A 23,686-nucleotide genomic window follows, 5' to 3' on the forward strand; every position below is an offset into this window, starting at 1 on the left:
ACCAGTCACGATAGTGCCGGGCACCGACATTTAGGGTTTGTGTGTGCTCGTGGGCGGCCGAGGCCACCGACTGGAACGCCCTCGGGTGATTTCTGAGTGTTGAGTGGTCGTCTGCGGGCACGGTCTTAAGACCGGCTGGTGTCTCTGTTCGGGAACTTGAAGCCGCTCGATAGCGGACTTCTGCTTAAGGAATGTTTGGGCTATGCCGTCTGTCTTGGACCGGAGTCCCCTGGTATCAGCTGAAAGGACGTGTATGGAACTGGTTTTGGGTGTCGATTTGGCGTGTCGGGCTGCGCACCAGGCATCGCTGGCCCGTCCGGATGGGACGTTTGTGTGGACCGGCAAGAGGTTCTTTACCCGGCCCGGCGAACTCGACAAACTCTGGAAGGAGATCACCCTGGGCGAGCACGACATGGTGCGTGTGGTGATGGAGCCGACCCGTAACGCGTGGGCGCCGGTCGCGTCCTGGTTTCGCCACCATGGAGCCCGTGTCTCGATGGTTCCCACCACCCAGTCCGCGGATTTGCGCGCTTACTATGCCAAACACACCAAAAACGACCACCTAGACTCCAAACTGCTAGCCCGGCTGCCGCTGCTGCACCCCGAAGGGCTCCGCGACCACACCAGCGACGGCCCCGCCGAACCGCTGCGGCGAATCGTCAAGATCCGTTCCTCGATCGTTAAGCGCCGCACCGCGGTCTTTCAGCGCCTTGATGCCCTGCTCGAGTTGTTGGGCCCGGCCTGGTACGACGCTTTGGGTTCCACCTACGGCAAGGCCACACTGGCGCTGTTGGCCCGCTACGGCGACCCACATAGTTTGATCCGTCTCGGACACGGGCGGCTGACCCGGTTTTTGATCCGCCACTCCCGCGGCGCTTGGCGCGACCACCAGGCCAGCTTGCTGTTGACCGCAGCCCGCGAATCGTTGCAGTTGTGGGGATGCGGCGCCGAAGCCCGCATCGATTTCGCCGAGCTGGCCGCTGATATCGCGGTGGAGGCCGAACAAGCCCAAATCCTGACCGAGCAGATCGACGATCTCGACGAGCGCTGCGCCAATCTCTACGCCGAGGCCGACCCCACCGGACTTATCGCCTCGGCCCCCGGTGTCGGGCCGGTCACCAGTGCAGTGATCGCCGGGCGTATCGGGGACCCACACCGCTTCCACTCCCTGGCCGCGATCCGCGCCTACTCCGGGCTGGTCCCCAAGCTCAGCCAGTCCGGACAAACCCATCACCAACACGGGCTGACCAAAGCCGGCGACCCGCTGCTGCGTGAAGCCCTGTTCACCGCTGCTGACCAGGCCCGTAAAACCGACCCCCACCTCGCTGCGAAATACAAACGACTCATGGCCACCGAACGCCACCACGACTCCGCGATCTGCCACATCGCCACTACCTTGCTGACCCGCATCGCCACCTGCTGGCGCACCGGCCAGCACTACACGCTTTGCGACACCAACGGCCAACCCATCACCGCCGAACAAGGACGCCGCATCGTGCGCACCCACCACACCGTCGACAAACACACCCGCATCAAAGCCGCCAACACCCGCCAATCCCAACACCGAAAAAACACAACAGGCCGACAGCAAGAGTCGCCGAGCGCCCCAATCTCAACACCACAAGACCCGATCGGCCGAAAACCGCTAAAATCACAGGTCAAGACACAATCACGGAAGCCCCGCCCGAAAGCGATGGTAGGAGCCTAGGAAGCGTGTGCCGGTGAGGGGCAGAAGGTGACCGCGCCAGATGCTGGGCCTTCTGGGCTCTGGGGTGGCGGCGATGAACACTTCGATGACCCCCCACCGCCATACTCGCCGCCACCGCAAGGATTTTGGGATACTCAACCGTGGCGGCCTGCCGAACCTGGCCCACCGTCCGAACCGGGCCCCCCACCCTATGAACCACCACCGCACGGCCTCGGCCCCGAATATCACGATCTGCAAGCCCAACGCTACAACAACCAAGCCCGTGTTCATGAAGCCATGGCCTGGCAACAGCAGGCCCCAGCGCGCGATCCCCGAGAAGCCCTCGACTCCGCCCAAGAAACCTTCGCAGACAATCCCACCGACATCCCAATCGAACGGCTTTTAACCGATCCGGCCGATAAGGCCGGCATCGAGCGTGACCTCTTCGACCTGGATAGACCCTCACCATTTGATCCACCCGACCGCATCGATTTTGAGCCCCCAAGTCAACGGTTGGGCTCGATTCGCGGCCTAGAACACCAACAACAAACCGCCGATCACCTGCGCCAACAACACTGGGCGCAAGCTCAAGCCCAACAACACCATGACCGCGCCGAAGGGCTCCGGGGCTGGGCCCAAGAACAGCAATTCGAGCATGCCGACCAACTACCACCACCTGCTGAGCGTCCGGTGGCACAACTGTCGCACGATGACGCCGCCCGATCCGCACAAGCACTTCGTGACTACGCCGAATATCACCAGGAACGGGTAGTCCACCACCAATCGGTGGTGGAGAACTCGGAACGGCAGGCGTCCTCTCATCGACAAAGCGCACAAGACAACCAACAACGTGCTCAGCGATTTCGGCAGGCACAACAGCGCCAACATGATTTAGAACAAGAGCACCGGGACGATGCGCTACAGGACCAACAGAGCGTAGAACACTTTGAACGGGCAGTTCACGAGGATGAGGAGCAGGCACAGTACCACCGGCAGCAAACCGAGAGTCACAAAACGCAAGCCCAGGAATTGGAGCAGCAAGCTCAACACAACAGCCAAGAGGCAGAACACCACCGCCTGAAGGCGCAGCGTGCCCACGAACAAGCCCAGGAATTGGAGCAGCAAGCTCAACACAACAGCCAAGAGGCAGAACACCACCGCTTGAAGGCGCAGCGTGCCCACGAACAAGCCCAGGACTTCGAACGGCAAGCCCAGGATGCCGAAGAGGATGTGCAGTGGCGGCATCAGCAGCAAGCCGAGGATGCCGAAGAGGACGCGCAATGGCACCGGCAACAAGCCCAGGATGCCGAGTCGAGTGCGCAATGGCATCGGCAAGAAGCCGAGGATGCCGAAGAGGACGCGCAATGGCACCGGAAACAAGCCCAGGATTTAGAGCGGCAAGTTCACGAGGATGAAGGGCAGGCACAGTACCACCGGCAGCAAACCGAGAGTCACAAAACGCAAGCCCAGGAATTGGAGCAGCAAGCTCAACACAACAGCCAAGAGGCAGAACAACACCGCCTAGACGCGCAGGCGAACGAGGAGCAGGCACGAGAGCACCAACAGCGGGCCGAGACTTTTGCCGGGCATGCACGTAGGCAGGAGTTGTATGCGGCGACAAACCGGCAGGCCGCTGACGAACTCGAGAACCGATCTCGTGGATTTCGCCAGCAAGTGTCGGATTTGCGGGAGCGCGGCCAGCAGTATCGAAGTCTAGCCGATCAGTACGAGGCTGCTGCGCACCCACCCGAGGCGGCCGGTGTAGTGGTCTATGACCATGTTGGTATCGCCGATGGCGTGGGTAGTTTACGGCAGATCGTTTCAAAATCGGAGTCAGCGCTAGATCTCATTGGTCAGGAACAAGATCGGCTAGCGGCGAACGCGGCGGGGCAGACCGCGGCAGCTTCCCAGGAAACGCTGACCCAGCTGAGGAAGATTCATCGCCGCATGATCGACGCAGCCATACGAGCCCTGGACTATCTCGACCTCGCCGATACCCAAATAGGTCACCTCGATGACAACCTCGCACAACGATTCTTCAACACCACACACCCCTAAAAGTCTCCGCACACCCAAAAGTCGTCATCCCAGAACAGCCACGACCCGAATAGGACCGCTCGACGGCAATCCACTGCGCTGTTGGCTGGTCCACGATATCGGGTCCAGCAGGTCTAGACCACCAAACGGGCCCCTCTCACACCCGCCAACACCCCAAACCGGCCAACAACATGCCCAGCCCCCAAGCCTTGACTCCTGTTAGGAACTCAAGCGGCGGCCACGCCGCGACCCCAGGCAGTGGCCACCCCGGAAACAAAATTGATGCGCTCCATCCCCGCACTAAAGATGCGGGGCTTTCCCGCGCTACGAATTTTCGGGTAATTCCCCGTTCTACGAGCGGACTCGCGGGATACCAATAGGCACAGGCACTTTGCGCCCGCCTCGGTGGGTGAATGCCACCGTCGAATCGACGGTTTCGGGGGCGTTGACGAAGGAGACGAACCGCGACATCTTGTCCGGATCCTCCAACACTCCCTTCCATTCGCACGTGTAGTTCTCTACATGCCGCTTCATTGCGGCTTCGAATTCCTCAGCAAGGCCCAGCGAGTCGTCACAGACGACCTCACGCACGTGATCGAGCCCACCCTCCAGCGATTCGACCCACGGGGCAGTACGTTGCAGCCGGTCAGCGGTGCGGATGTAGTACATCAGGAACCGATCGATATAGCGAGTCAACGTCTCGGTATCCAGATCGCTGGCCAGTAGCTGTGCGTGCCGTGGCGTCATACCGCCATTGCCGCCGACGTAGAGGTTCCAGCCTTTCTCGGTCGCGATGACGCCGACGTCCTTGCTGCGGGCCTCCGCGCACTCCCGCGCGCAGCCCGAGACGCCTAGTTTGATCTTGTGCGGTGCACGCAAACCGCGATAGCGCAGCTCCAAGTCGATGGCCAGCTGCACCGAATCCTGCTGGCCATAGCGGCACCAGTCGCTGCCCACACAGCTCTTGACCGTACGCAATGCCTTGCCGTAGGCGTGGCCAGATTCCATACCTCCGTCAATCAGCCGCCGCCAGATCAGGGGCAGCTGGTCCACACGCGCGCCGAATAGGTCGATCCGCTGGCCGCCGGTGATCTTGGTGTAAAGCCCAAAGTCCTGTGCGATCTGACCGATCAGAATCAAATGCTCCGGCTTGATATCGCCTCCCGGCACCCGGGGCACCACCGAGTAACTACCGTTCTTCTGGATATTCGCCAGGAAATGATCGTTGGAATCCTGCAGCGAGGCTTGCTCGCCTTCGAGAATGTGGTCGTAGCCGGTAGACGCCAGGATAGAGGCGACCACGGGCTTGCAAATGTCACAACCCTTTCCGCTGCCGAAGCGTTCCAGCAGCCTAGAGAAGGTCCGAATTTCGGTGGCGGAGATGATTTCAAAAAGCTCGGCCCGAGACTGGCTGAAATGTTCACACAGCGCCTTGGACTGGACTACCCCCTCAGCTTCAAGTAGCTGCTTGAGCAAAGGTACGCATGAGCCGCACGAGGTACCGGCCGCGGTGCGTGCCTTAAGTGCGGGAACGTCGCAGCAACCATCATTAATCGCGCACTTGAGGTCGCCCTTGGTGACGCTGTTGCATGAACAGATCTGGGCTGCGTCCGGCAGAGCCCCGATGCCCAAGGCCCCAGAACCCTCGCCGGATCCAACCGGTGCGATCAGTGCCAGCGGGTCCCCGGGCAGCTCGCTACCGACCATGGGCCGCAACACCCCGTAGGCGGAGGCATCGCCTACCAACACTCCGCCCAGCAGTGTCCTAGCATCGTCGGAGAGGACCAGTTTCGCGTAGGTGCGATTCACGGCGTCGTTGATCGCGACCTCAAGGCAATTTTCGGTCGCCCCCATCGCGTCTCCGAAACTGGCGACATCAACACCAAGCAGCTTGAGCTTGGTCGACAAGTCCGCTTCGGGGAACTCCGCATCACCGTCCAAGAGCCGATCCGCCACCACCTCGGCGCTGGTGTATCCAGGCCCCACCAGTCCGTAGCAGCGCCCCTCGATCGCAGCAACCTCACCGACGGCGTAAATGTCGGGGTCGCTTGTTCTACAGGACACGTCGGTGAGCACACCACCCCGGTCGGCGATCTCCAACCCAGCCGACCTGGCTAACTCGTCACGCGGGCGGATGCCAGCAGCGAAGATCACCACGCCGGCATCAATCACGTCGCCATCACTGAGGCGCACCCGCACCGATGTTGAACCGTCTGAGTGCGCAACGGAATCAATCGATTCGGTACCCGTCCCTACGTGTATCGCTATTCCTAGTTCACTGACCATCCGCGCCAGCAGCGCGCCCCCGGCCTCGTCGATTTGTTGAGCCATCAATCGCGGCATCATCTCAACCACATGCGTCTGCAACCCGAACTGCCGCAGCGCATTGGCGGCTTCAAGCCCCAGCAGGCCGCCGCCTATGACAACACCAGCATTGGTGTGCCCAGCGTCTAGCGTGCGCTGGACACTGGCCCGAATGGCGTCGAGGTCGTCAAGCGTGCGGTAAACGTGACACAGCGGCAGATCGTGACCGGGCACCGGCGGGACAAATGCGTAAGACCCGGTCGCCAGTACCAGGGTGTCGTAGCTGTGACGTTCGCCATCGATGGTGACCACCGACTTTTGCCCACGATCGATCTCGACAACCCGCGTGTTCAGCTGCAACCGGACCCGCTCGGCGTCGGCGTAGTCGCTGCCCGGCAAAGCCAGCAGTTCACGGTCCCAGCTTTCGGTGTACGACGTGAGGCCAACTCGGTCGTAGGCCGCATCTGCCTCCTCAGCCAGAACCGTGATCCGCCACGAACCGCAGGCATCACGGGCGCGGACGGCATCGACCAGTCGGTGCCCCACCATCCCGTGCCCAACCACGACGATGCGCCGTGCTTCGCCGTCTATGCGCGTCGTTTGGGCTGGACACATAGCAAGAGGTTAGAAAGGCGATATTGCCGAAATGTCGCGGCATGTGACACCTCTATGACGTCGTTCTCACACCTGGTGACAACTTGTGTGACAGCGTTCGCTGCCAGCGAACGCCCAGGTGGAACTTAAGTGCATGAGACTCAAGTTCTTCTTAGTAGCCGGCCGGCAAGGAGCCGGACACAGCTAGCCCACGATCAAGCATAAGGAGATATCCATGAGCAACCTCGCACTGTGGTCGCGACCGGCATGGGAGACCGACACCTGGCTCCGCGACTTTTTCGGCCCGGCCGCGACAGCCGACTGGTACCAGCCCGCGAACGGGGACTTCAGTCCGCGCGCGGAGATCGTCAAGGATGGAGACGACGCCCTTGTCCGGCTAGAACTGCCAGGGGTTGATGTCGACAACGACGTCAACGTCGAACTCGAACGTGGCCGGTTGGTGATACACGGCGAAACCCGGGATCAGCACACCGAGAAACGAGACGACCGCACGTTGCGGGAGATCCGCTACGGATCATTCCGCCGCTCATTCCAGCTGCCCCCGCACATCACCAGCGAAGCGATTGCCGCCTCCTACGATGCCGGCGTGCTAACCGTTCGGGTTACCGGCGCCTACTCAGGAACTCAGGCGCAACGTATCGCAGTCACCAAATAGTTCGAGACGCCGGTTGGTCCGGCGGAGTTACTGACTCCGCCGGACCAACCCGACTGCGACGATGCTAAACGCTGCCGGCAAGAAACTTCTGCGTCGAGCGGCCAAGACGCTGCATACATAAATAGCGCGAAACCGATCCGGTCAACACTCGGCGATACGCACCACGCGAGACCAAGCGGGTCCGGAATACTCAGATTCGGAATGCGATCGCGTTGACCGGCAACAGCAATCCACTAGTCCAGCGTCATCGACCTGCGAGCCGCACCAGCCACCACATATGACTTCCGTCACTCCTCGCCTATCCGGCGGTTAGTATTGACTGACGTATCGTGATCCATAGCACCTTCCGTCGAAGGAGATCCGTTGTCCACCGCTCCGGAATTGGCCGAACTGCACGACCTCATGGGCGATTTGCGGCGGACTGTGACGTCACTTAAGGCGAGATTCGGAGATAGCCCAGCGCTGCATCGGATCGTCATCGACGCCGATCGGATCCTCACTGACGTCCAATTACTCGAGACCGACGTCTCGGAATTGGACTTGATACGCGCCCCGGTGCAGCAGCCCGTCGAGATGATCGCCATCCCCGATACCGACTACGACCGCGACTTCTGGCGTGATGTCGACGATGAGGGTGTCGGGGGTCACAGCCGACACTGACAGCCAAGCCCCCCAGAAATGGGGGCTTTCTATCTGTGTACTCTTCGACGAGATAACACGCGAAGAGGATCACATAGATGAGCGCACCTACGGCTAACCGTCCCGCGACCGGCGTTTTCTCACCGACCAGGGCGCAATTGCCACAACGGACACTCCGCACCGACCTCTGGTGGCGGGCACCGCTGTTGACCAATATTGGGCTTCTCGCGTTCATTCTCTACGCGACCACCCGGGCGTTTTGGGGCAGTGCCTACTGGGTAGATAAATACCACTACCTCACGCCGTTCTACTCGCCATGCGTCAGCTCGTCTTGTGCACCCGGCGCCAGCCACCTAGGTGTTTGGCTGGGGCACTTTCCCTGGTGGATCCCGCTGGGAGCGCTGGCATTACCGTTTCTGCTTGGATTCCGGCTGACCTGCTATTACTACCGCAAGGCCTACTACCGGTCGGTGTGGCAGTCACCCACTAGCTGCGCGGTCGCCGAACCACGCGCCCACTACACCGGCGAGACTCGGCTACCGCTGATCATCCAGAACAGTCACCGGTACTTCTTCTATTTCGCGTTGGTCGTCTCTCTAGTAAATACTTACGACACGATAATGGCTTTTCACTCCCCTTCCGGCTTTGGCTTAGGATTGGGGAATGTCATCCTGACAATCAACGTGTTATTACTGTGGTGCTACACCGTTTCGTGCCATTCATGCAGGCATGCTACCGGCGGCAGGCTCAAGCATTTCTCCAAGCACCCAGTGCGATACTGGATCTGGACACAAGTCAGCAGACTGAATACCCGGCACATGCAGTTCGCGTGGACCACATTAGCGACCCTGTCATTCACCGACTTCTACATAATGCTGGTGTCCAGCGGCACAATCACCGACTTTAGATTTATTGGCTGAGAAGCCATTCGGAATTATCGGAAACAGTTATAAGCTGAGCGAGGTTTCATGGTTGAGGTCGAGCGGCACTCCTACGACGTCGTCGTGATCGGTGCCGGCGGCGCAGGTTTGCGCGCCGTCATCGAAGCGCGTGAACGCGGCCTCAAAGTCGCGGTGGTGTGCAAGTCCCTATTCGGTAAAGCCCACACGGTGATGGCCGAGGGTGGCTGCGCGGCCGCGATGGGCAATACCAACTCGAAAGACAACTGGAAGACCCACTTCGGCGACACGATGCGCGGTGGGAAGTTTCTGAACAACTGGCGAATGGCCGAACTGCACGCCAAAGAAGCGCCCGATCGAGTCTGGGAGCTAGAAACCTACGGCGCCTTGTTCGACCGCACCAAGGACGGCCGGATCAGTCAGCGCAACTTTGGTGGCCACACCTATCCGCGGCTGGCTCACGTCGGCGACCGCACCGGGCTGGAATTGATCCGCACAATGCAGCAAAAGATCGTTTCGCTGCAACAGGACGACCACGCTGAACTTGGCGACTACGAGGCCCGGATCAAGGTATTCGCCGAATGCACGATCACTGAGCTGCTCAAGGATCAGGGCGCGATCTCCGGGGCATTCGGGTACTGGCGCGAAAGCGGTCGGTTCGTCGTGTTCGAGGCTCCCGCAGTCGTGCTAGCGACCGGCGGAATCGGCAAGTCATTCAAAGTGACCTCCAACTCCTGGGAATACACCGGCGACGGCCACTCCTTGGCCCTTCGCGCCGGCGCGAAGCTGATCAACATGGAGTTCGTCCAGTTCCATCCGACCGGCATGGTATGGCCGCCTAGCGTGAAAGGAATCCTGGTCACCGAAGGTGTTCGGGGCGACGGCGGCGTGCTGAAGAACTCCGAGGGAACTCGGTTCATGTTCGACTACATCCCGCCGGTGTTCAAAGGTCAGTACGCCGAGACAGAACAAGAAGCCGACCAGTGGCTCAAAGACAATGACTCGGCCCGCCGCACTCCCGACCTGCTCCCCCGAGATGAGGTCGCCCGAGCGATCAACTCGGAAGTCAAAGCCGGCCGCGGAACTCCGCATGGCGGGGTTTACCTCGACATCGCATCGCGCCTGACAGCCGACGACATCAAACGACGTTTGCCGTCGATGTATCACCAGTTCAAGGAACTGGCCGAAGTCGATATCACCGCGCAGGCAATGGAAGTGGGGCCCACTTGTCACTATGTGATGGGTGGTATCGAGGTTGAGGCAGACACCGGCGCGGCCACCGTTTCCGGGCTGTTTGCCGCCGGCGAGTGCGCCGGCGGCATGCACGGCTCCAACCGGCTAGGTGGCAACTCGTTGTCCGATCTGCTGGTCTTCGGCCGACGGGCCGGGCTGGGAGCTGCCGACTATGTCCGTGCGTTGACCAAGCGCCCGGCGGCCCCGCAGGAGGCTATCGACGCCGCCGCTTCGAAGGCGCTGAGCCACTTCGAAGGCCCGAAAGACGGTTCGGCACCAGAGAATCCGTATGCGCTGCACATGGACTTGCAGTACTTGATGAACGATATGGTCGGCATCATCCGCAATGCCGACGAGATCTCTCGGGCGTTGACCCTCTTGGACGAGCTATGGACACGGTACGACCGCGTACAAGTCGAAGGACATCGTCAATACAACCCTGGATGGAACCTGGCGATCGACCTGCGAAACATGCTGTTGGTCAGTGAGTGCGTGGCCAGGGCTGCGCTGGAGCGCACCGAGAGTCGTGGTGGACACACGCGTGATGACTGTCCCGGCATGGACCCCAACTGGCGCAACACCTTGCTGGTGTGCCGCACCACCGAGGCCGCCGGAGGCGGAGCAAGCGGTGACGCCCCCGCTTCTCACATCAGTGTCACGCGCGAGCGACAGGTGCCGATGCGCCCCGACTTGCTGGAGCTCTTCGAGATCTCAGAACTGGAGAAGTACTACACCGAAGAAGAGCTGGCCGACCATCCAGGACGGAGAGGTAAATGACCTACAACGCGAGCATGCGGGTCTGGCGCGGCGACGACAGCAACGGCGAGCTCCAGGACTTCACCGTCGAGGTCAACGAGGGCGAGGTCGTCCTTGACATCATCCTTCGGCTTCAACAGACACAAACACCGGATCTTGCGGTGCGCTGGAACTGCAAAGCAGGCAAATGCGGCTCCTGCTCGGCGGAGATCAACGGTAAGCCGCGGCTGATGTGTATGACCCGGATGTCGACCTTCAAAGAAGACGAAGTCGTCACCGTCACCCCGATGCGCACCTTCCCGGTAATTCGAGATTTGGTCACTGATGTCTCGTTCAATTACCAAAAAGCACGCGAGATACCGTCGTTCGCACCCCCCAAGGACCTGCAACCGGGTGACTACCGGATGGCGCAGGTCGATGTTGCACGCGCACAGGAGTTCCGCAAATGCATCGAATGCTTCCTGTGCCAAAACGTATGCCACGTCGTCCGTGATCACGAGGAAAATAAAGAGGCCTTCGCTGGGCCACGCTTCCTGATGCGGATCGCGGAGCTCGAAATGCATCCGCTTGACACGCGGGACCGGCGCGACGAGGCACAGGAAGAGCACGGCCTGGGCTACTGCAACATCACCAAGTGCTGCACCGAGGTGTGTCCGGAGAACATCACAATCACCGACAACGCACTAATCCCGATGAAAGAGCGGGTCGCCGACCGCAAATACGATCCAGTCGTGTGGCTGGGAAGCAAGTTGTTCCGCCGCTAGCTTGAACGTTGGCAACGCTGTTGTCGCGATTGGTTGACGACCAGCCGATAATACGCGTCGGCGGGCATCCGCAGCTCTGGGCTAGCGGCGGGCGTCTGCAGATTCCCGCTCAGTGCAGTTCATGGATCATTGATATTATCCATGAACTGGCCAAGCCCGCTAGAAACTCCCCCTGGTAACACTCAGTGGTGCCTGAACCTCAAGCCGCATCGGCTTATCCTGGAAGAACTTTACCGAAGCTGGTGTCCCGAGTGACCGAGCTGCAGAAGGCCAAGTGCCGGGTCAAGGCCGTGCGCGCGATCCGCCGCAACACCGAACTAGAAGGTTCCCGCAGCACCAATGCAACGCGCGCTGTTCAGGTCGCCTACGCCCGCGGAATCATCACCGCCGCCGAGCTGCGCGGTCGCGTCCGGCGCCGTTACAGCCTGAAGTAGCCGAGTCTGGAAGTGCCGCATCCCTGGGATACCGGCGAACTCGAACAAAACTGGCAAGGGTATTTCATACCAGCGCAACGCTACCGCTGTAGCCGCCTTCGTTCGTGCTGACCTATTTTGTCGCCTTGACGAACTCGGGCTGGAAGTAACAGGTCAACGCGTGAACCGTGACTGTGCGGTGTTGGCCCGCCGGGTCGTCTGCGAGGATGTGGTCGCCAGTGTGTGAATTCTGGTTCCGTTCAGACTTCGGTCCGTCAGCCGGATAGACGCGTGCGTGTGGGTTGGGTTCGGCTGAGTGCGATGCCGGCGATGACCACGACTGCGCCTAGGGGTTGATTCCAGGTGATGTGTTCAGCGAGCAGAATGATGCCGAGCGTGACGCCGATGACGGGTGTGAGGTAGGTGACCGCTGAGGCGGTGGTTGCGCCCCAGGCGTTGACGACGTTGGTGTTCAAAACGTAGGCCAGCCCGGTTCCCAGTACGCCTAAGAACAGCATGCCGGCGACGACTCTGGTGCTCAGGTGTACCGGCTGGGTGGCGATCAAGGGGGTGAGCACAAGCATGAGTGCTGCTCCGATGCCGACCTGCACAGTAGCGACGGTGAGTGCAGGAAATTGACGGGGCACGATAAATCGGCGGAGATAGACAAACGCGATGCCGTAGCTGGCGGTGGCCATCAGGCATGCGATTTGAGCGATGCCGCTACCACCGGTGACGCCGTGCCACGGGCCTAGGACGACGATCACGCCGATTAGGCCGGTGAGCAGTCCTGCTAGCCGGGTCAGCCCGGGCCTTTCCTCGGGGAGCGCGACAATAGCAACGAGCATGGTCATCAGCGGGGTGGTGGCGTTGTAGATCGCGGCCAGCCCGGATGAGATGTGTTCTTCGGCCCAGGCAAACAGCAGAAACGGCAGCACGCACAACAGGACTGCGACGACACCTAGATGGGCCCAGACGGCGCCGATCGGCGGGATGCGGGTTCGGCTGATGGTGACCATCAGAACCAGCGCTGCGGCGCCGCCGACGAGACGGGCCACGACGACCTGGGCCGGTGAGAGGCCCTCCAAGCCGATCTTGATGCACAAAAAGCTTGATCCCCAGGCGGCGGCGAGCAGCAGGAATTGGACCAGTACACCGGGACGTCGGTTCCTAGACGCAGCACCTGATGATCTAGCAGCGCCCGACCGGATTGCTGGCAGAAATCCGACGTCACAATGTTCTTTCGAAGGCTGCATACGCAGTAACCTTTCTGCTTGGGGTATGGCCGGAATCCGCTGTTCTTCGCCCACACCCCGGATTCAACTCGGATCAGATTTCGACGGCGCGGTCTGTTTTGTCGACGACCTTCGATGAGTTGCGTTTAGCGGCGGCCAGCAACAGGCCTGTCACGATGGGATGCGGTTGTTCGATGGTCGACCGATTCTGCGGCACGAACAACGTCGCCACGTAGAACGGATGGCTTGGCAACTCGAAGATGCGGGCCTCATCGTCATCGTCGGTCCCGGTGACGATCAAGCCGCCTTCTTCGATCTGCTGTCGGTAGACCGGGTTGAGCCCGAAATTGCAGTAGTACTGCTCGGCGGTCCGACTTGCTCCGCAGCACTGGACGGCCAAAGACCCTGGCCGCAGATTCACTGGCATGGTTTGGCCAGCCAGCGAGCACGTCAGCGACGAGATGAACAGCACAGAACTATACGGATCGTATTCGGCGTGCTGTGCGTCATCGAACCCGAGAACGTTGCGGGCGTATTCGAGAATGATGTGTTGACATCCCCCGCATGTGCCCAGTGTCGGCACGGCGTTTTCGCGTCCGAAGCGCAGTGCGGCAAGCGCCCCGAGCAGGCTGCGGTAGGGGCTTCCCGGGGCGCACCACAGCGCGTCAGCAGTTACGATCGAGCCAAGATCGGAGACCAGCGGTTCGGTAGGTAGCCAGTCCACCGAGACCCTGAGTCCGAGCGCCGCCGCGGAATGGGCAATTGCCGCATTGGTAGCCACGTGCGGGGCGTAGGAGTCGTCGAAATCGCCAATGACGGCCACGATTAGCGGATCAGTCAACATGGTGCACACCGTAGCGTAGCGGCGGAACAACCACCAGCCCACTGATTTTTCGGAGGTCTGCGCCCTTCTATGCGCCCGACAAGCCACGGAAGCTGACCACTGGGCGTCGAGAACCAACCAACAGATAGACGCACAAGACCCGACCCGGCCCGATCCAACCACTCACCAGCTACCTACCTGCATTAACTCGGAGCACGCCGCACACGATCGATCCGCAAAGAGAAACCGAACAGACTTGGCACCGCACAGCTGAGTGGCTATGCGATGCGGCCGACCCCCTGTCGGCCGACCAGGAGTCCGACAGATCAGCGGCGATGCCACCCGTATGATTGACTTATATCAAAAAGGTGGGCATGGTCGTGGTGACTAATTGGTTTGATATGCGTGCCGTCCACAGGTGCACCCGACTTTGGGTGCTGGTGTCTACGTTTGTTGGCGTCATGATGGTTGGCGGCGGGTGTGAATCTTCTGGCGGACCTTCGTCAGGCGCATCCCTGGAGGATCCGGAGAGTTCTGGTGACGTTGTCGCTATGGAGGGAGCGCTCAACACCCGTGCTGTCGCGGGTTTCCGGATTGCGGATGGTCGCGCCATCAGCCCCGGAATCCTTTACCGTAGTTCCGCATTGACGTATCTGACGGATACAGATCTCGCTATGTTGGATCGTCTGAACATCCAGACAGTAATCGATTTCCGAGGTCCGCAAGAGCAGGCTAAGCACCCAGATCGCCTACCCGTGGAGGTGAACAGGGTCAGTTCGCCGGTCAACCAGGACGAAATCGACTTCAATAGGATCGACGAACTACTTGATCAGCATCGATTCTCCCCACAGATGTACGACCGTAGGAAGGTCGACAGCTTCGGGCCGTTCTACCGGATGTTCGCATTGGTCAATAGCTACGGCGATCCAGCCTTCATTCCCAAGCTGACGGCATACAAGGCCATGTTCGACCAACTGCTCGACCCAACTCGAACAGGTGCACTGCTGATGCACTGCACCGGTGGGCGCGATCGAACTGGCATCGCTACCGCGATCTTGCTGCGAACACTTGGAGTTTCCGAAAAGACGATCGAAGCGAACTATCTCGCATCAAATATTCTGCTGCAACCTGAACACGACAATCCTAAAAGCACCTTGTTTTACCGATTCTCATTCTCCAGCGTCTTCCTGCAACCCACCAACAACCGGCAGTTCCATAGGGTCGCAGCCGAACTAGGGGAAACTCCGCAACACATATACGATGCGGTCAAACTTAGACCCGAGTACCTAACGGCACTGTGGGCAACGATCGATCAGAAGTTCGGCTCCTTCGATGAGTTCCTAATCGTTTAGTAGGGATTGGTTACCGGTCCGGGTGTTGGTGACCGGGGCCTGTTTCTTGCGGGATCTGCCGTCAGGTGACGTCTGGTGTTCCCGTCGTTCGACGACTTGAGAAAGAGCGGCGCGTCTGGCGGCAGGTCTTGTCGGGTTGGTGGTGAGATTCCGTTGCCCGAGCCCGTCGCAGGGGTGACTTCCTGATGGTTGTTCTCGAGCCTTGAGCTCTTCGACAGAACGAAGTCCTGCGATGTGCTGGAGTCACGGACGGCTAGTGAGATGACGGACCTTGGAGTCCCGCGATTAGGGCGCCGCGTGAGTCCACCGGTAACGGCGCAACCATCCACCGACGAAAAAGTGAGGACGTCTTGGGCTTGTTTTGTGGAATCGACTGGGCTACTGAGCATCACGATGTTGCTGTGGTTGATGACGACGGGAGGGTGGTAGCCCGTGCACGGCTGGGCAATGATGCGGCCGGGTTCGCGCAGCTGTTGACGTTGCTGGCTGAGGCCGGTGACAGTGCCGCTGATCCGATACCAGTGGGGATGGAAACTGATCGTGGCCTGTGGGTGGCGGCGCTGCGAGAAACTGGCCGGGTGATTTATCCGATCAACCCGTTGGCGGCTTCGCGGTATCGGGCACGGTATGCGGTGTCGGGGGCCAAATCCGATGGTGCCGACGCGGTGCTGCTGGCCAATATTGTGCGCACCGACCCCGGCGCGCACCGCCCATTGCCCGCCGACACCGAGTTGGCCCAGGCGATCCGGGTGCTGGCCCGCGCTCAGCAAGACGCGGTATGGGCACGTCAACACATCGGCAACCAGATTCGCGATGTGCTCAAAGATTTCTACCCGGCGGCCATCACCGCGTTCGCCGACCTGCCCGAGGGCGGGCTGGCTCGTCGAGATGCGCGCACCATCTTGGCTGCTGCACCAACCCCCACCCAGGCGACCAAGCTGACCCCGGCCCGACTGCGCCGACTGCTGGCCAAGGCCGGCCGCCGCCGCCATCTCGACCGTGACATCGAACGGTTGCGGGAGGTGTTCACCGACACCTACCTGCACCAACCACCGGTCGTGGAGAACGCGATGGGTATCCAATTGGCAGGGCTGCTGGGTCAGTTCGAGGCTGCCTGCACCACTGCTGCTGATCTCGCCGAGGCGGCAACCGCCCATTTTGAGCAGCACCCGGACTCCACGATCATCACCAGCTTCCCCGGACTGGGGAACCTGGCCGGTGCCCGGGTACTCGCCGAGATCGGTGATGACCGCGCCCGCTTCACCGACGCCCGCGGACTGAAAGCATTCGCCGGAGCCGCGCCGATCACCCGCGCCAGCGGCAAGAAAACCCTCGTGTTGCACCGCCATATCAAGAACCGGCGCCTGGCCGCCGTGGGTCCCATCTGGGCTTTGGCATCGCTGCGCGCCTCGCCGGGCGCCCGTCGCCACTACGACACCCGCCGCGCCGCAGGAGACTGGAACCACCAAGCCCAACGACATCTGTTCAACAAATTCCTCGGCCAACTCCACCACTGCCTGCAAACCGGCCAGCACTACACCGAACATCTAGCCTTTCCACCTCCTCCCTCGCTCGTGGCTTGACTTTTAACTTCGTGAGATGTCTTTCCCTACAACTCGGCATGACGCCCGAACGCGTCACAGCGCTGCGAAACCAAATGACCGCATAGCGCAACCTCACGAACTGTCGCAGCTCTCAAAATGATCACCCAAGACCAAATGCCTTGTCTCGTTGTCGCCGACTAGATACGTATCAGGTGGCCGCGCTCATCGCATTCCGCTCGGACAGCGCCTGCTCTGTGCCAAAACAGGCAAATCACTATCACCGGCGGCCGCCAGCGGTGGCAACCGCGCATCGAGCACGACCACTAGACATTTCCCGCGCGGCATGCCCATCAACGCCACACCTGCCGCAACCGCACGCGGCATCGCTGAAGTGTCGTGCCCACAGCCTGCGCCCATAGACCTGCTTGACCGGATCAGGCAGTATCGGACCAATCAACATCCACCGCGCCGTTGAGCGACCCACCCCAAGCCACACACTCAAAGATAGATTCGGCCCTCCTCCCGCGACTGAAGATCGCAGGATTCCCCTATGCGGCTTGGGCGTTATCGGATCTTCTCGCTTGCGCGAGCACACCCGCAGGTGCGGGTGTTGCCTCCGGCCCAGATGTGAGCGCGGGCCTGGGTTCTGCGGAGGCATTCCGCGCAACCGCCGGGTTGAACAAGGCAGCTGTTCATACCCATGTCACCGTGTTAGGCGACGCGTTGCGTGGTTGCCTAGACATGCCGCCCGCGCACTCGGCGATCATTGCTGCGCGCCGCTACGGCGCCGCCCACTGACGGGGACCCGTTCGGATCTGCCCAATTCGATCTCCCGCCTGGCAATACCTTCGCTCACGCCCTGGGCCAGGGTCTCATTCGTAGAGACATCACATCTAGTCGAATTGTGGTGGCTCGGTGCGCGTCCGTTTAAGCTCAAAGAAGTGCGGATATGCCGCAAGCGTCACCACGGCATCCCAGAGCTTGCCGGCCTCTTCGCCGCGTGGAATTTTCGACAGCACCGGACCGAAGAACGCCACACCGTCAAAGTGTATGGTCGGCGCGCCGGCGTCCGCGCCAACGGCATCCATTCCAGCATGGTGACTCTTGCGGAGGGCGTCGTCGTAAGCCTGGCTAGTCGCGGCTGCTGCCAGCTCCGGCGGCAGGCCAGTCTCGGCCAAGGACTCCTCAACGACCTGGCCTAGGTCCAAGCTAGCCGGGTTGTATATGAGGTTCGCCTGGTTGTGAATGATAGTGCCCATCGCTGTGTAAAGGGGTTTGAGAATGGCGGCCCCGTGGGCCTGCTCAGCAGCGATCGCCACCCGCACGGGCCCCCAGCTTTGCGCCATCAGCTCCTGATATCCATCACAGACGTCGCCGCCTTCAGTGAGCACCGCCAGGCTCATGACGTGAAAGTGGACGTCGATATCTCGCACCTTTTCTACCTCTAGAATCCAGCGCGACGTGATCCAACACCACGGGCACAGCGGATCGAACCAGAAATCAGCGATAGACCGCCTTGGCATAGTGCCGTCCTCTCGTCAAATCCCTGAATACCGTTCAGCATCAAGGCCATGTGACATATATCGAAATCATCAACTGGGTCGATCATGCACACCTTTTCGATATAAGTCAAGATAATGGACAGGATTGCACCGCCGATCTGTCGAACTACGCCGCCAGCGCGTTGAACTCGCCGATTGTCAATCGGCGCACGTCAGAGACGATGCGCGCCGGCAAGTACGCCGGACAGCGCCTCAAGCACGGCGGGCACCAACCGGTAGTAAGCCCACTTTCCGCGCTGCGTCCGCGCAAGCAGGCCAACGTTTACCAGAATCTTGAGGTGGTGCGACACCGTCGGCTGGGATAATCCAATTGGCGCGGTCAGATCACACACGCATGCCTCGGCTCCCTCATGGGCCGCAATCAACGACACCAGCCGCAGCCTGGTCGGTTCACCCAGCGCCTTGAGCACGGCGGCCAGCCGCTCGACGGCCGCGGCATCCAGCACCGCATCCGCAATCAAGCTGCAGCATGCAACGGGGTCGGCTGCAAGCGATGAGCCATCGCGTTTCGTTGACGACACAGTTGCGCCGAGCACAGCAACAGTATGCCACATACATATTGACAGTTATCAATGGTTGGTGCACTATCCATCGTATAGATGATTATCGATATGAGAGGTGCGAGATGACCGACACACACAATGAGCTACGCGATCAAGTCCGGACGCAATACGCCGCGGCCGCCAACGCAGTAGCCGCTGGCGACACCAACAGCGATGTGTTGACGGCGGGAAGTAGCTGTGGAACAGCCGGTTCGAACAAACTGGATGCCTCTTTTGGTGCCGGCCTCTACGGCACCGAGGAGCAATCCGAGATCCCCGCCGAAGCACTAGCGGCCAGCCTGGGCTGCGGCAACCCAATCGCAGTCGCCGAGCTACATCCCGGTGAACGCGTGCTCGATTTGGGCTCGGGTGGCGGAATCGACGTGTTGTTATCGGCGCGACGGGTTGGTCCGACCGGGTTTGCCTACGGCGTAGACATGACCGACGAAATGCTGACCCTCGCCGAGCAGAACAAAGCCAGATCCGGCGCCACCAACGTCGAGTTCCGCAAAGGCACCATTGAGGACATACCGTTGCCCGACAACGCAGTTGACGTGGTGATCTCCAACTGCGTGATCAACCTGTCCGTCGATAAACCGGCCGTGCTCGCCGAGATGTTCCGCGCCCTAGTTCCCGGCGGACGGATCGGGATCACCGACGTCGTTGCCGAAGATTGCCTCAGCGCTCCCGAACGCGCCGAACGCGGCTCCTACGTCGGCTGCATCGCTGGAGCGTTATCCAAGCAGGAATACCTCAACGGGTTGACAGCAGCAGGATTCGCTGATGCATCAATCACGTTCACTCATAAGGTAGCCGAAGCAATGCACGGCGCGATCATCCGCGCGGCCAAGCCAGCCACATAACGGAAACCCCACCTGCGTGGTTCCCGCAACAGGAGGCGGGTCCTCTTCGATGCTGGCGGTCTCTGACCACGCACCAGCTGACCGAAGGGGACCCCCTCACACAGGAGAACGACGTGGACATCCATGCACTACGAAAGCGGGGCTGGTCGATCTCGTCGATCGCCCGGCACGTGGGCCGGGACCGTAAGACGGTTCGGGCCTATCTCAACGGGGACCCCGGCAGGTCGGCCAGCGTGCCCCCGCCGGGCAGGACTCGTTCGCCCGGTTCGTCGACTACTGCACGGCCAGACTGAGCGAGGATCCGCACTTGTGGGCCACCGCCCTGTTCGACGAGGTCGGCAAACTCGGGCACGACCGCTCCTACCCATCGTTCACCCGGGCGTTGCGGCAGCGCGGTCTGCGCCCGGCGTGCGAGCGGTGCCGACCGGCGAAGGGTCCGCCCGGTCGCGGTCATCGACCACCCGCCCAGTGAGGAAACGCAGTGGGACTGGGTCGAGCTGCCCGACCCACCGGCCAGCTGGGACGGCCACGGCAAACGGGCCTACCTGCTGGTCGGGGCACTGGCACATTCGTCTAAGTGGCGCGGCAGGCTGTGCGAATCGATGGACCAGCCGCACCGGGCGCAGTCGCAACATCAGATCGCGATGAAACTCGATGGCCTCACGAAGGATTGGCGGTTCGACCGGATGGCCACCGTTGTCCACCCCGGCACGGGGGCGGTGACCGCCCGTTACGCGGCCATCGCAAAGGCGTGGTCGAAAAAGCCAACCACAGCGCCGCGCAACGCTGGACGCAGCCTGCCCGAGGACATCACCGCAGCCACCGCGCAGGCATCGCTGGACGAGTTCTGCGAGCAGATTACCGACCAACGCCCCCGGATCGCCCCGGACGGGAACCGGTGCACCGTAACCGATCTCGCCGCCGCCGAGCCGTTTCGCCCGGTCCCGCCTCATCTGCCGGTCGCGGTGACCCGCAAAGCATCCGCGCAAGCCCTGTTGTCCTACCGCGGCAACACCTACTCCGTGCCACCGGCCCACGCCACGGGTAAGTACCTCCTGGATTACTGGATGGGGGCAATTCGGGTTGTTCTCACCTACGTTGCCAACCGATTCAAAAGGCCGGCAGACGCGTCTTTTTAGACGCCGAGCCGGCGGAACTCACTGCGATGGAACACGATCGGAGCCACGTCGGAATCAACCGTGACGTGGCTGACTCGCAGCACCACGATCGTATGGTCACCAGCCGGGATCAGTTGCTCGATTGCACTCTCCAGCCACAGGCCGGTGCCCTTGATGAACACCGCACCGGCCCCATTGGACACTGTCTCCAAGCCGGCGAACCTGTCCCCGGTTTTCGCCGCCAGTGTGCGTGCGGCCTCGTCATGCGCCTCGCCGAGCACGCTGATACCAAGCATCGGGACGCCTTTGAGTTTGGGCCATGTCGCCGAGACGTTCTGCACACAAAACGACACCAGCGGCGGATCCAGCGAGACGGGAACGAATGTACTGGCTGCCAGGCCTTCTCGAACTCCGTCGACTTCAGCGGCGATAGCTACGACACCAGACGGGAAGTGACCGAATGCCTCCCGGAGAGAGGACGCTGTCAGCTTATGCGTGGCGTTCACTGAACTTCATTCGCCCCTTGAGTCGAAAAGGATTTCCGGTGTCCGACCCTACTCGCCGAATATCAGTGTGCGATCGCCATATCCCGGTTCGCGAGCGGTGACGAACCGAGAGTACCGTCGCCGGCACTCGCAATGACCTCATACCCGCCACCGGCTCGGTGAAATGTAGCTCACACTGACTTGCGCCGAGCCGTCTGGACGATATATTTTGGCAGTGTTACCGGTGGGTAACTTACTATCGAGTACCCAACCGACAGGTGGCACTCTCAACGAGGAGGAACTCAGTGAGCCACTACAAGAGCAACGTCCGCGACCAGGCATTCAACCTGTTCGAGGTATTGGGCGTGGACAAGGTTTTAGGCGACGGAGAGTTCAGCGATCTGGACACCGATACCGCCCGGGAAATGCTGCAAGAGGTCGCCCGACTGGCCGAGGGGCCGGTCGCCGAATCATTCGTCGAAGGCGACCGCAATCCTCCGGTTTTCGACCCGGAAACCCATTCGGTGACCCTGCCGAAAGAATTCAAGAAGTCGGTCCAAGCAGTTCTGGAAGCCGGCTGGGACAGGGCCGGACTCGAGCACGACCTCGACGGTATCCCAATGCCAAAAGCGTTGATGTGGGCACTGCACGAGCATCTTCTGGGCGCCAACCCGGCTGTGTGGATGTATGCCGGCGGCGCCGGTTTCGCGCAGATCTTCTATCACCTCGGCACCGAGGAGCAAAAGAAGTGGGCGGTGCTGGCCGCCCAGCGCCAGTGGGGATCAACGATGGTGCTCACCGAGCCGGACGCCGGTTCCGATGTGGGCGCTGCCCGCACCAAAGCCATAAAACAGGAGGACGGCTCCTGGCATATCGACGGCGTCAAACGCTTCATCACCTCAGGCGATTCCGGCGACTTGTTTGAGAACCTCTTTCACCTGGTGCTGGCCCGTCCCGAGGGCGCCGGTCCAGGTACTAAAGGGCTTTCGCTGTTCTTTGTCCCCAAATTCCTGTTCGACTTCGAGACCGGCGAGCCGCGTGAACGCAACGGCGTCTTCGTGACCAATGTCGAGCACAAAATGGGCTTGAAGGTCTCCGCGACCTGTGAACTGTCGTTCGGCCAGCACGGCCTACCCGCGCAAGGCTGGCTGGTGGGCGAGGTGCACGATGGTATCGCGCAAATGTTTGAGGTCATTGAACAGGCCCGGATGATGGTCGGTACCAAGGCGATCGCGACGCTGTCGACCGGGTACTTGAATGCGCTGGAATACGCCAAATCCCGGGTACAGGGCGCCGACCTTACCCAGATGACCGACAAGACCGCGCCACGGGTGACCATCACGCATCACCCCGATGTACGTCGCTCGCTGATGACCCAGAAAGCCTATGCGGAGGGTCTGCGCGCGCTGTACCTCTACACCGCAACGTTCCAGGACGCCGCGGTCGCCCAGGCCGTACACGGCGTGGACGCCAAGCTGGCCGTCAAGATCAACGACCTGATGCTGCCGTTGGTCAAGGGCGTGGGCTCCGAACAAGCGTATGCAAAGCTCACCGAGAGCCTACAAACCCTCGGCGGCTCGGGCTTCCTGCAGGACTACCCGATCGAGCAGTACATTCGGGACGCCAAGATCGACTCGCTCTACGAAGGCACCACCGCCATCCAGGCGCAAGACTTCTTCTTCCGCAAGATTGTCCGCGACAAGGGGGTCGCCCTGGCCCACGTGTCGGGCGAGATCCAGAACTATATCGACAACGAATCCGGCAACGGCCGACTGAAGACAGAACGCGAGCTGCTTGCCAAGGCGCTGGCCGATGTTCAGGCGATGGCGGCCTCGCTGACCGGGTATCTCATGGCGGCCCAGCAGGACATCACCAGCCTGTACAAAGTCGGCCTCGGTTCGGTGCGCTTCCTGATGAGCGTCGGCGACCTGGTTATCGGCTGGTTGCTACAGCGTCAGGCAGTAGTGGCGTTGCAGGCGCTCGATTCGGGCGCCAGCGGCACCGAAAGGTCCTTCTACGAGGGCAAAGTCGCGGCTGCATCATTTTTCGCGAAAAACTTCCTGCCGTTGCTGACCAGTACTCGCGAGATCATCGAGACACTGGATAACGACATCATGGAACTAGACGAAGCCGCCTTCTAGAGATAACCGCCGACCATCC

At 61.0% G+C, this 23,686-nt stretch carries 21 protein-coding genes; 14 read left to right on the top strand and 7 right to left on the bottom strand.

The features are described 5' to 3' along the window. Positions 1 to 253: 253 nt before the first annotated feature. Positions 254 to 1,708 (top strand): IS110 family transposase, encoded by a 1,455-nt coding sequence (locus ACO07W_RS09695; RefSeq protein WP_421842726.1) that lies wholly within the window; start codon positions 254 to 256, stop codon positions 1,706 to 1,708. A 27-nt stretch (positions 1,709 to 1,735) separates the two neighbouring features. After that, positions 1,736 to 3,745 carry a hypothetical protein gene (locus ACO07W_RS09700; RefSeq protein ID WP_421842728.1) on the top strand — a complete coding sequence of 670 codons (2,010 nt, stop codon included), beginning with the start codon at positions 1,736 to 1,738 and terminating at the stop codon, positions 3,743 to 3,745. Between the two features lie 330 nt (positions 3,746 to 4,075). Here ACO07W_RS09700 and nirB read toward each other — a convergent pair whose 3' ends face one another. Then, positions 4,076 to 6,643, bottom strand: a complete 2,568-nt coding sequence (gene nirB / locus ACO07W_RS09705; RefSeq protein ID WP_421842730.1) for a nitrite reductase large subunit NirB — start codon at positions 6,641 to 6,643, stop codon at positions 4,076 to 4,078. A gap of 214 nt (positions 6,644 to 6,857) precedes the next feature. On the opposite strand from nirB, the gene ACO07W_RS09710 reads away from it, so the two are divergent. From ACO07W_RS09710 to ACO07W_RS09735, 6 genes are all read left to right on the top strand, one after another. After that, positions 6,858 to 7,298 carry an Hsp20/alpha crystallin family protein gene (locus ACO07W_RS09710; RefSeq protein WP_421842732.1) on the top strand — a complete coding sequence of 147 codons (441 nt, stop codon included), beginning with the start codon at positions 6,858 to 6,860 and terminating at the stop codon, positions 7,296 to 7,298. Positions 7,299 to 7,661: 363 nt separating this feature from the next. Further along, positions 7,662 to 7,958 (top strand): hypothetical protein, encoded by a 297-nt coding sequence (locus tag ACO07W_RS09715; protein ID WP_421842734.1) that lies wholly within the window; start codon positions 7,662 to 7,664, stop codon positions 7,956 to 7,958. 77 nt (positions 7,959 to 8,035) lie between these two features. Next, positions 8,036 to 8,857 (top strand): hypothetical protein, encoded by an 822-nt coding sequence (locus ACO07W_RS09720; protein ID WP_421842736.1) that lies wholly within the window; start codon positions 8,036 to 8,038, stop codon positions 8,855 to 8,857. A gap of 48 nt (positions 8,858 to 8,905) precedes the next feature. Continuing rightward, positions 8,906 to 10,846, top strand: a complete 1,941-nt coding sequence (locus ACO07W_RS09725; protein WP_421842738.1) for a fumarate reductase/succinate dehydrogenase flavoprotein subunit — start codon at positions 8,906 to 8,908, stop codon at positions 10,844 to 10,846. After that, positions 10,843 to 11,589, top strand: a complete 747-nt coding sequence (locus ACO07W_RS09730; protein ID WP_421842740.1) for a succinate dehydrogenase/fumarate reductase iron-sulfur subunit — start codon at positions 10,843 to 10,845, stop codon at positions 11,587 to 11,589. The genes ACO07W_RS09725 and ACO07W_RS09730 overlap by 4 nt, the downstream gene beginning before the upstream one ends. Positions 11,590 to 11,840: 251 nt before the next feature. Next, positions 11,841 to 12,023 carry a hypothetical protein gene (locus tag ACO07W_RS09735; RefSeq protein WP_421842742.1) on the top strand — a complete coding sequence of 61 codons (183 nt, stop codon included), beginning with the start codon at positions 11,841 to 11,843 and terminating at the stop codon, positions 12,021 to 12,023. Between the two features lie 254 nt (positions 12,024 to 12,277). Here the strand turns inward: ACO07W_RS09735 and ACO07W_RS09740 are convergent, their stop codons facing one another. Together ACO07W_RS09740 and ACO07W_RS09745 are read right to left on the bottom strand one after the other, a co-directional pair. Continuing rightward, on the bottom strand, positions 12,278 to 13,153 hold the full coding sequence (locus ACO07W_RS09740; protein ID WP_421845905.1) for a DMT family transporter: 876 nt from the start codon (positions 13,151 to 13,153) through the stop codon (positions 12,278 to 12,280). Positions 13,154 to 13,331: 178 nt separating this feature from the next. Further along, positions 13,332 to 14,081, bottom strand: a complete 750-nt coding sequence (locus ACO07W_RS09745) for a CTP synthase C-terminal region-related (seleno)protein (RefSeq protein ID WP_421842744.1) — start codon at positions 14,079 to 14,081, stop codon at positions 13,332 to 13,334. Between the two features lie 353 nt (positions 14,082 to 14,434). Between ACO07W_RS09745 and ACO07W_RS09750 the strand changes: the two genes are divergently transcribed. The 3 genes from ACO07W_RS09750 (at position 14,435) to ACO07W_RS09760 (ending at position 17,754) form a co-directional block, all read left to right on the top strand. Then, complete coding sequence (locus ACO07W_RS09750) at positions 14,435 to 15,412, top strand: tyrosine-protein phosphatase (protein ID WP_421845906.1); 978 nt, start codon at positions 14,435 to 14,437, stop codon at positions 15,410 to 15,412. Positions 15,413 to 15,768: 356 nt separating this feature from the next. Further along, positions 15,769 to 16,995 carry an IS110 family transposase gene (locus ACO07W_RS09755; protein WP_421845748.1) on the top strand — a complete coding sequence of 409 codons (1,227 nt, stop codon included), beginning with the start codon at positions 15,769 to 15,771 and terminating at the stop codon, positions 16,993 to 16,995. Between the two features lie 588 nt (positions 16,996 to 17,583). Next, a complete protein-coding gene (locus ACO07W_RS09760; RefSeq protein ID WP_421842746.1) occupies positions 17,584 to 17,754 on the top strand; it encodes a hypothetical protein in 171 nt (56 codons plus the stop codon). A 95-nt stretch (positions 17,755 to 17,849) separates the two neighbouring features. Here the strand turns inward: ACO07W_RS09760 and ACO07W_RS09765 are convergent, their stop codons facing one another. Both ACO07W_RS09765 and ACO07W_RS09770 read right to left on the bottom strand, forming a co-directional pair. After that, positions 17,850 to 18,479, bottom strand: a complete 630-nt coding sequence (locus ACO07W_RS09765; RefSeq protein WP_421842748.1) for a DsbA family protein — start codon at positions 18,477 to 18,479, stop codon at positions 17,850 to 17,852. A gap of 191 nt (positions 18,480 to 18,670) precedes the next feature. Continuing rightward, the gene (locus tag ACO07W_RS09770) at positions 18,671 to 18,979 is read right to left on the bottom strand and encodes an ArsR/SmtB family transcription factor (protein ID WP_421842750.1); all 309 of its coding nucleotides are present in this window, start codon (positions 18,977 to 18,979) and stop codon (positions 18,671 to 18,673) included. A gap of 164 nt (positions 18,980 to 19,143) precedes the next feature. On the opposite strand from ACO07W_RS09770, the gene arsM reads away from it, so the two are divergent. After that, on the top strand, positions 19,144 to 19,923 hold the full coding sequence (gene arsM, locus ACO07W_RS09775) for an arsenite methyltransferase (protein ID WP_421842752.1): 780 nt from the start codon (positions 19,144 to 19,146) through the stop codon (positions 19,921 to 19,923). 199 nt (positions 19,924 to 20,122) lie between these two features. Here arsM and ACO07W_RS09780 read toward each other — a convergent pair whose 3' ends face one another. Next, the gene (locus ACO07W_RS09780) at positions 20,123 to 20,275 is read right to left on the bottom strand and encodes a hypothetical protein (RefSeq protein WP_421842754.1); all 153 of its coding nucleotides are present in this window, start codon (positions 20,273 to 20,275) and stop codon (positions 20,123 to 20,125) included. 292 nt (positions 20,276 to 20,567) lie between these two features. Here ACO07W_RS09780 and ACO07W_RS09785 point away from each other — a divergent pair, with 292 nt between their 5' ends. Further along, positions 20,568 to 21,062, top strand: a complete 495-nt coding sequence (locus ACO07W_RS09785) for a hypothetical protein (RefSeq protein ID WP_421842756.1) — start codon at positions 20,568 to 20,570, stop codon at positions 21,060 to 21,062. Here ACO07W_RS09785 and ACO07W_RS09790 read toward each other — a convergent pair. Next, positions 21,059 to 21,547 (bottom strand): flavin reductase family protein, encoded by a 489-nt coding sequence (locus tag ACO07W_RS09790; protein ID WP_421842758.1) that lies wholly within the window; start codon positions 21,545 to 21,547, stop codon positions 21,059 to 21,061. The genes ACO07W_RS09785 and ACO07W_RS09790 overlap by 4 nt on opposite strands. A 284-nt stretch (positions 21,548 to 21,831) precedes the next feature. Here ACO07W_RS09790 and ACO07W_RS09795 point away from each other — a divergent pair, with 284 nt between their 5' ends. Then, the gene (locus ACO07W_RS09795; protein WP_421842760.1) at positions 21,832 to 23,667 is read left to right on the top strand and encodes an acyl-CoA dehydrogenase; all 1,836 of its coding nucleotides are present in this window, start codon (positions 21,832 to 21,834) and stop codon (positions 23,665 to 23,667) included. Positions 23,668 to 23,686 lie beyond the last annotated feature (19 nt).

This window comes from Mycobacterium sp. (assembly GCF_965230835.1).
Lineage (GTDB): Bacteria > Actinomycetota > Actinomycetes > Mycobacteriales > Mycobacteriaceae > Mycobacterium.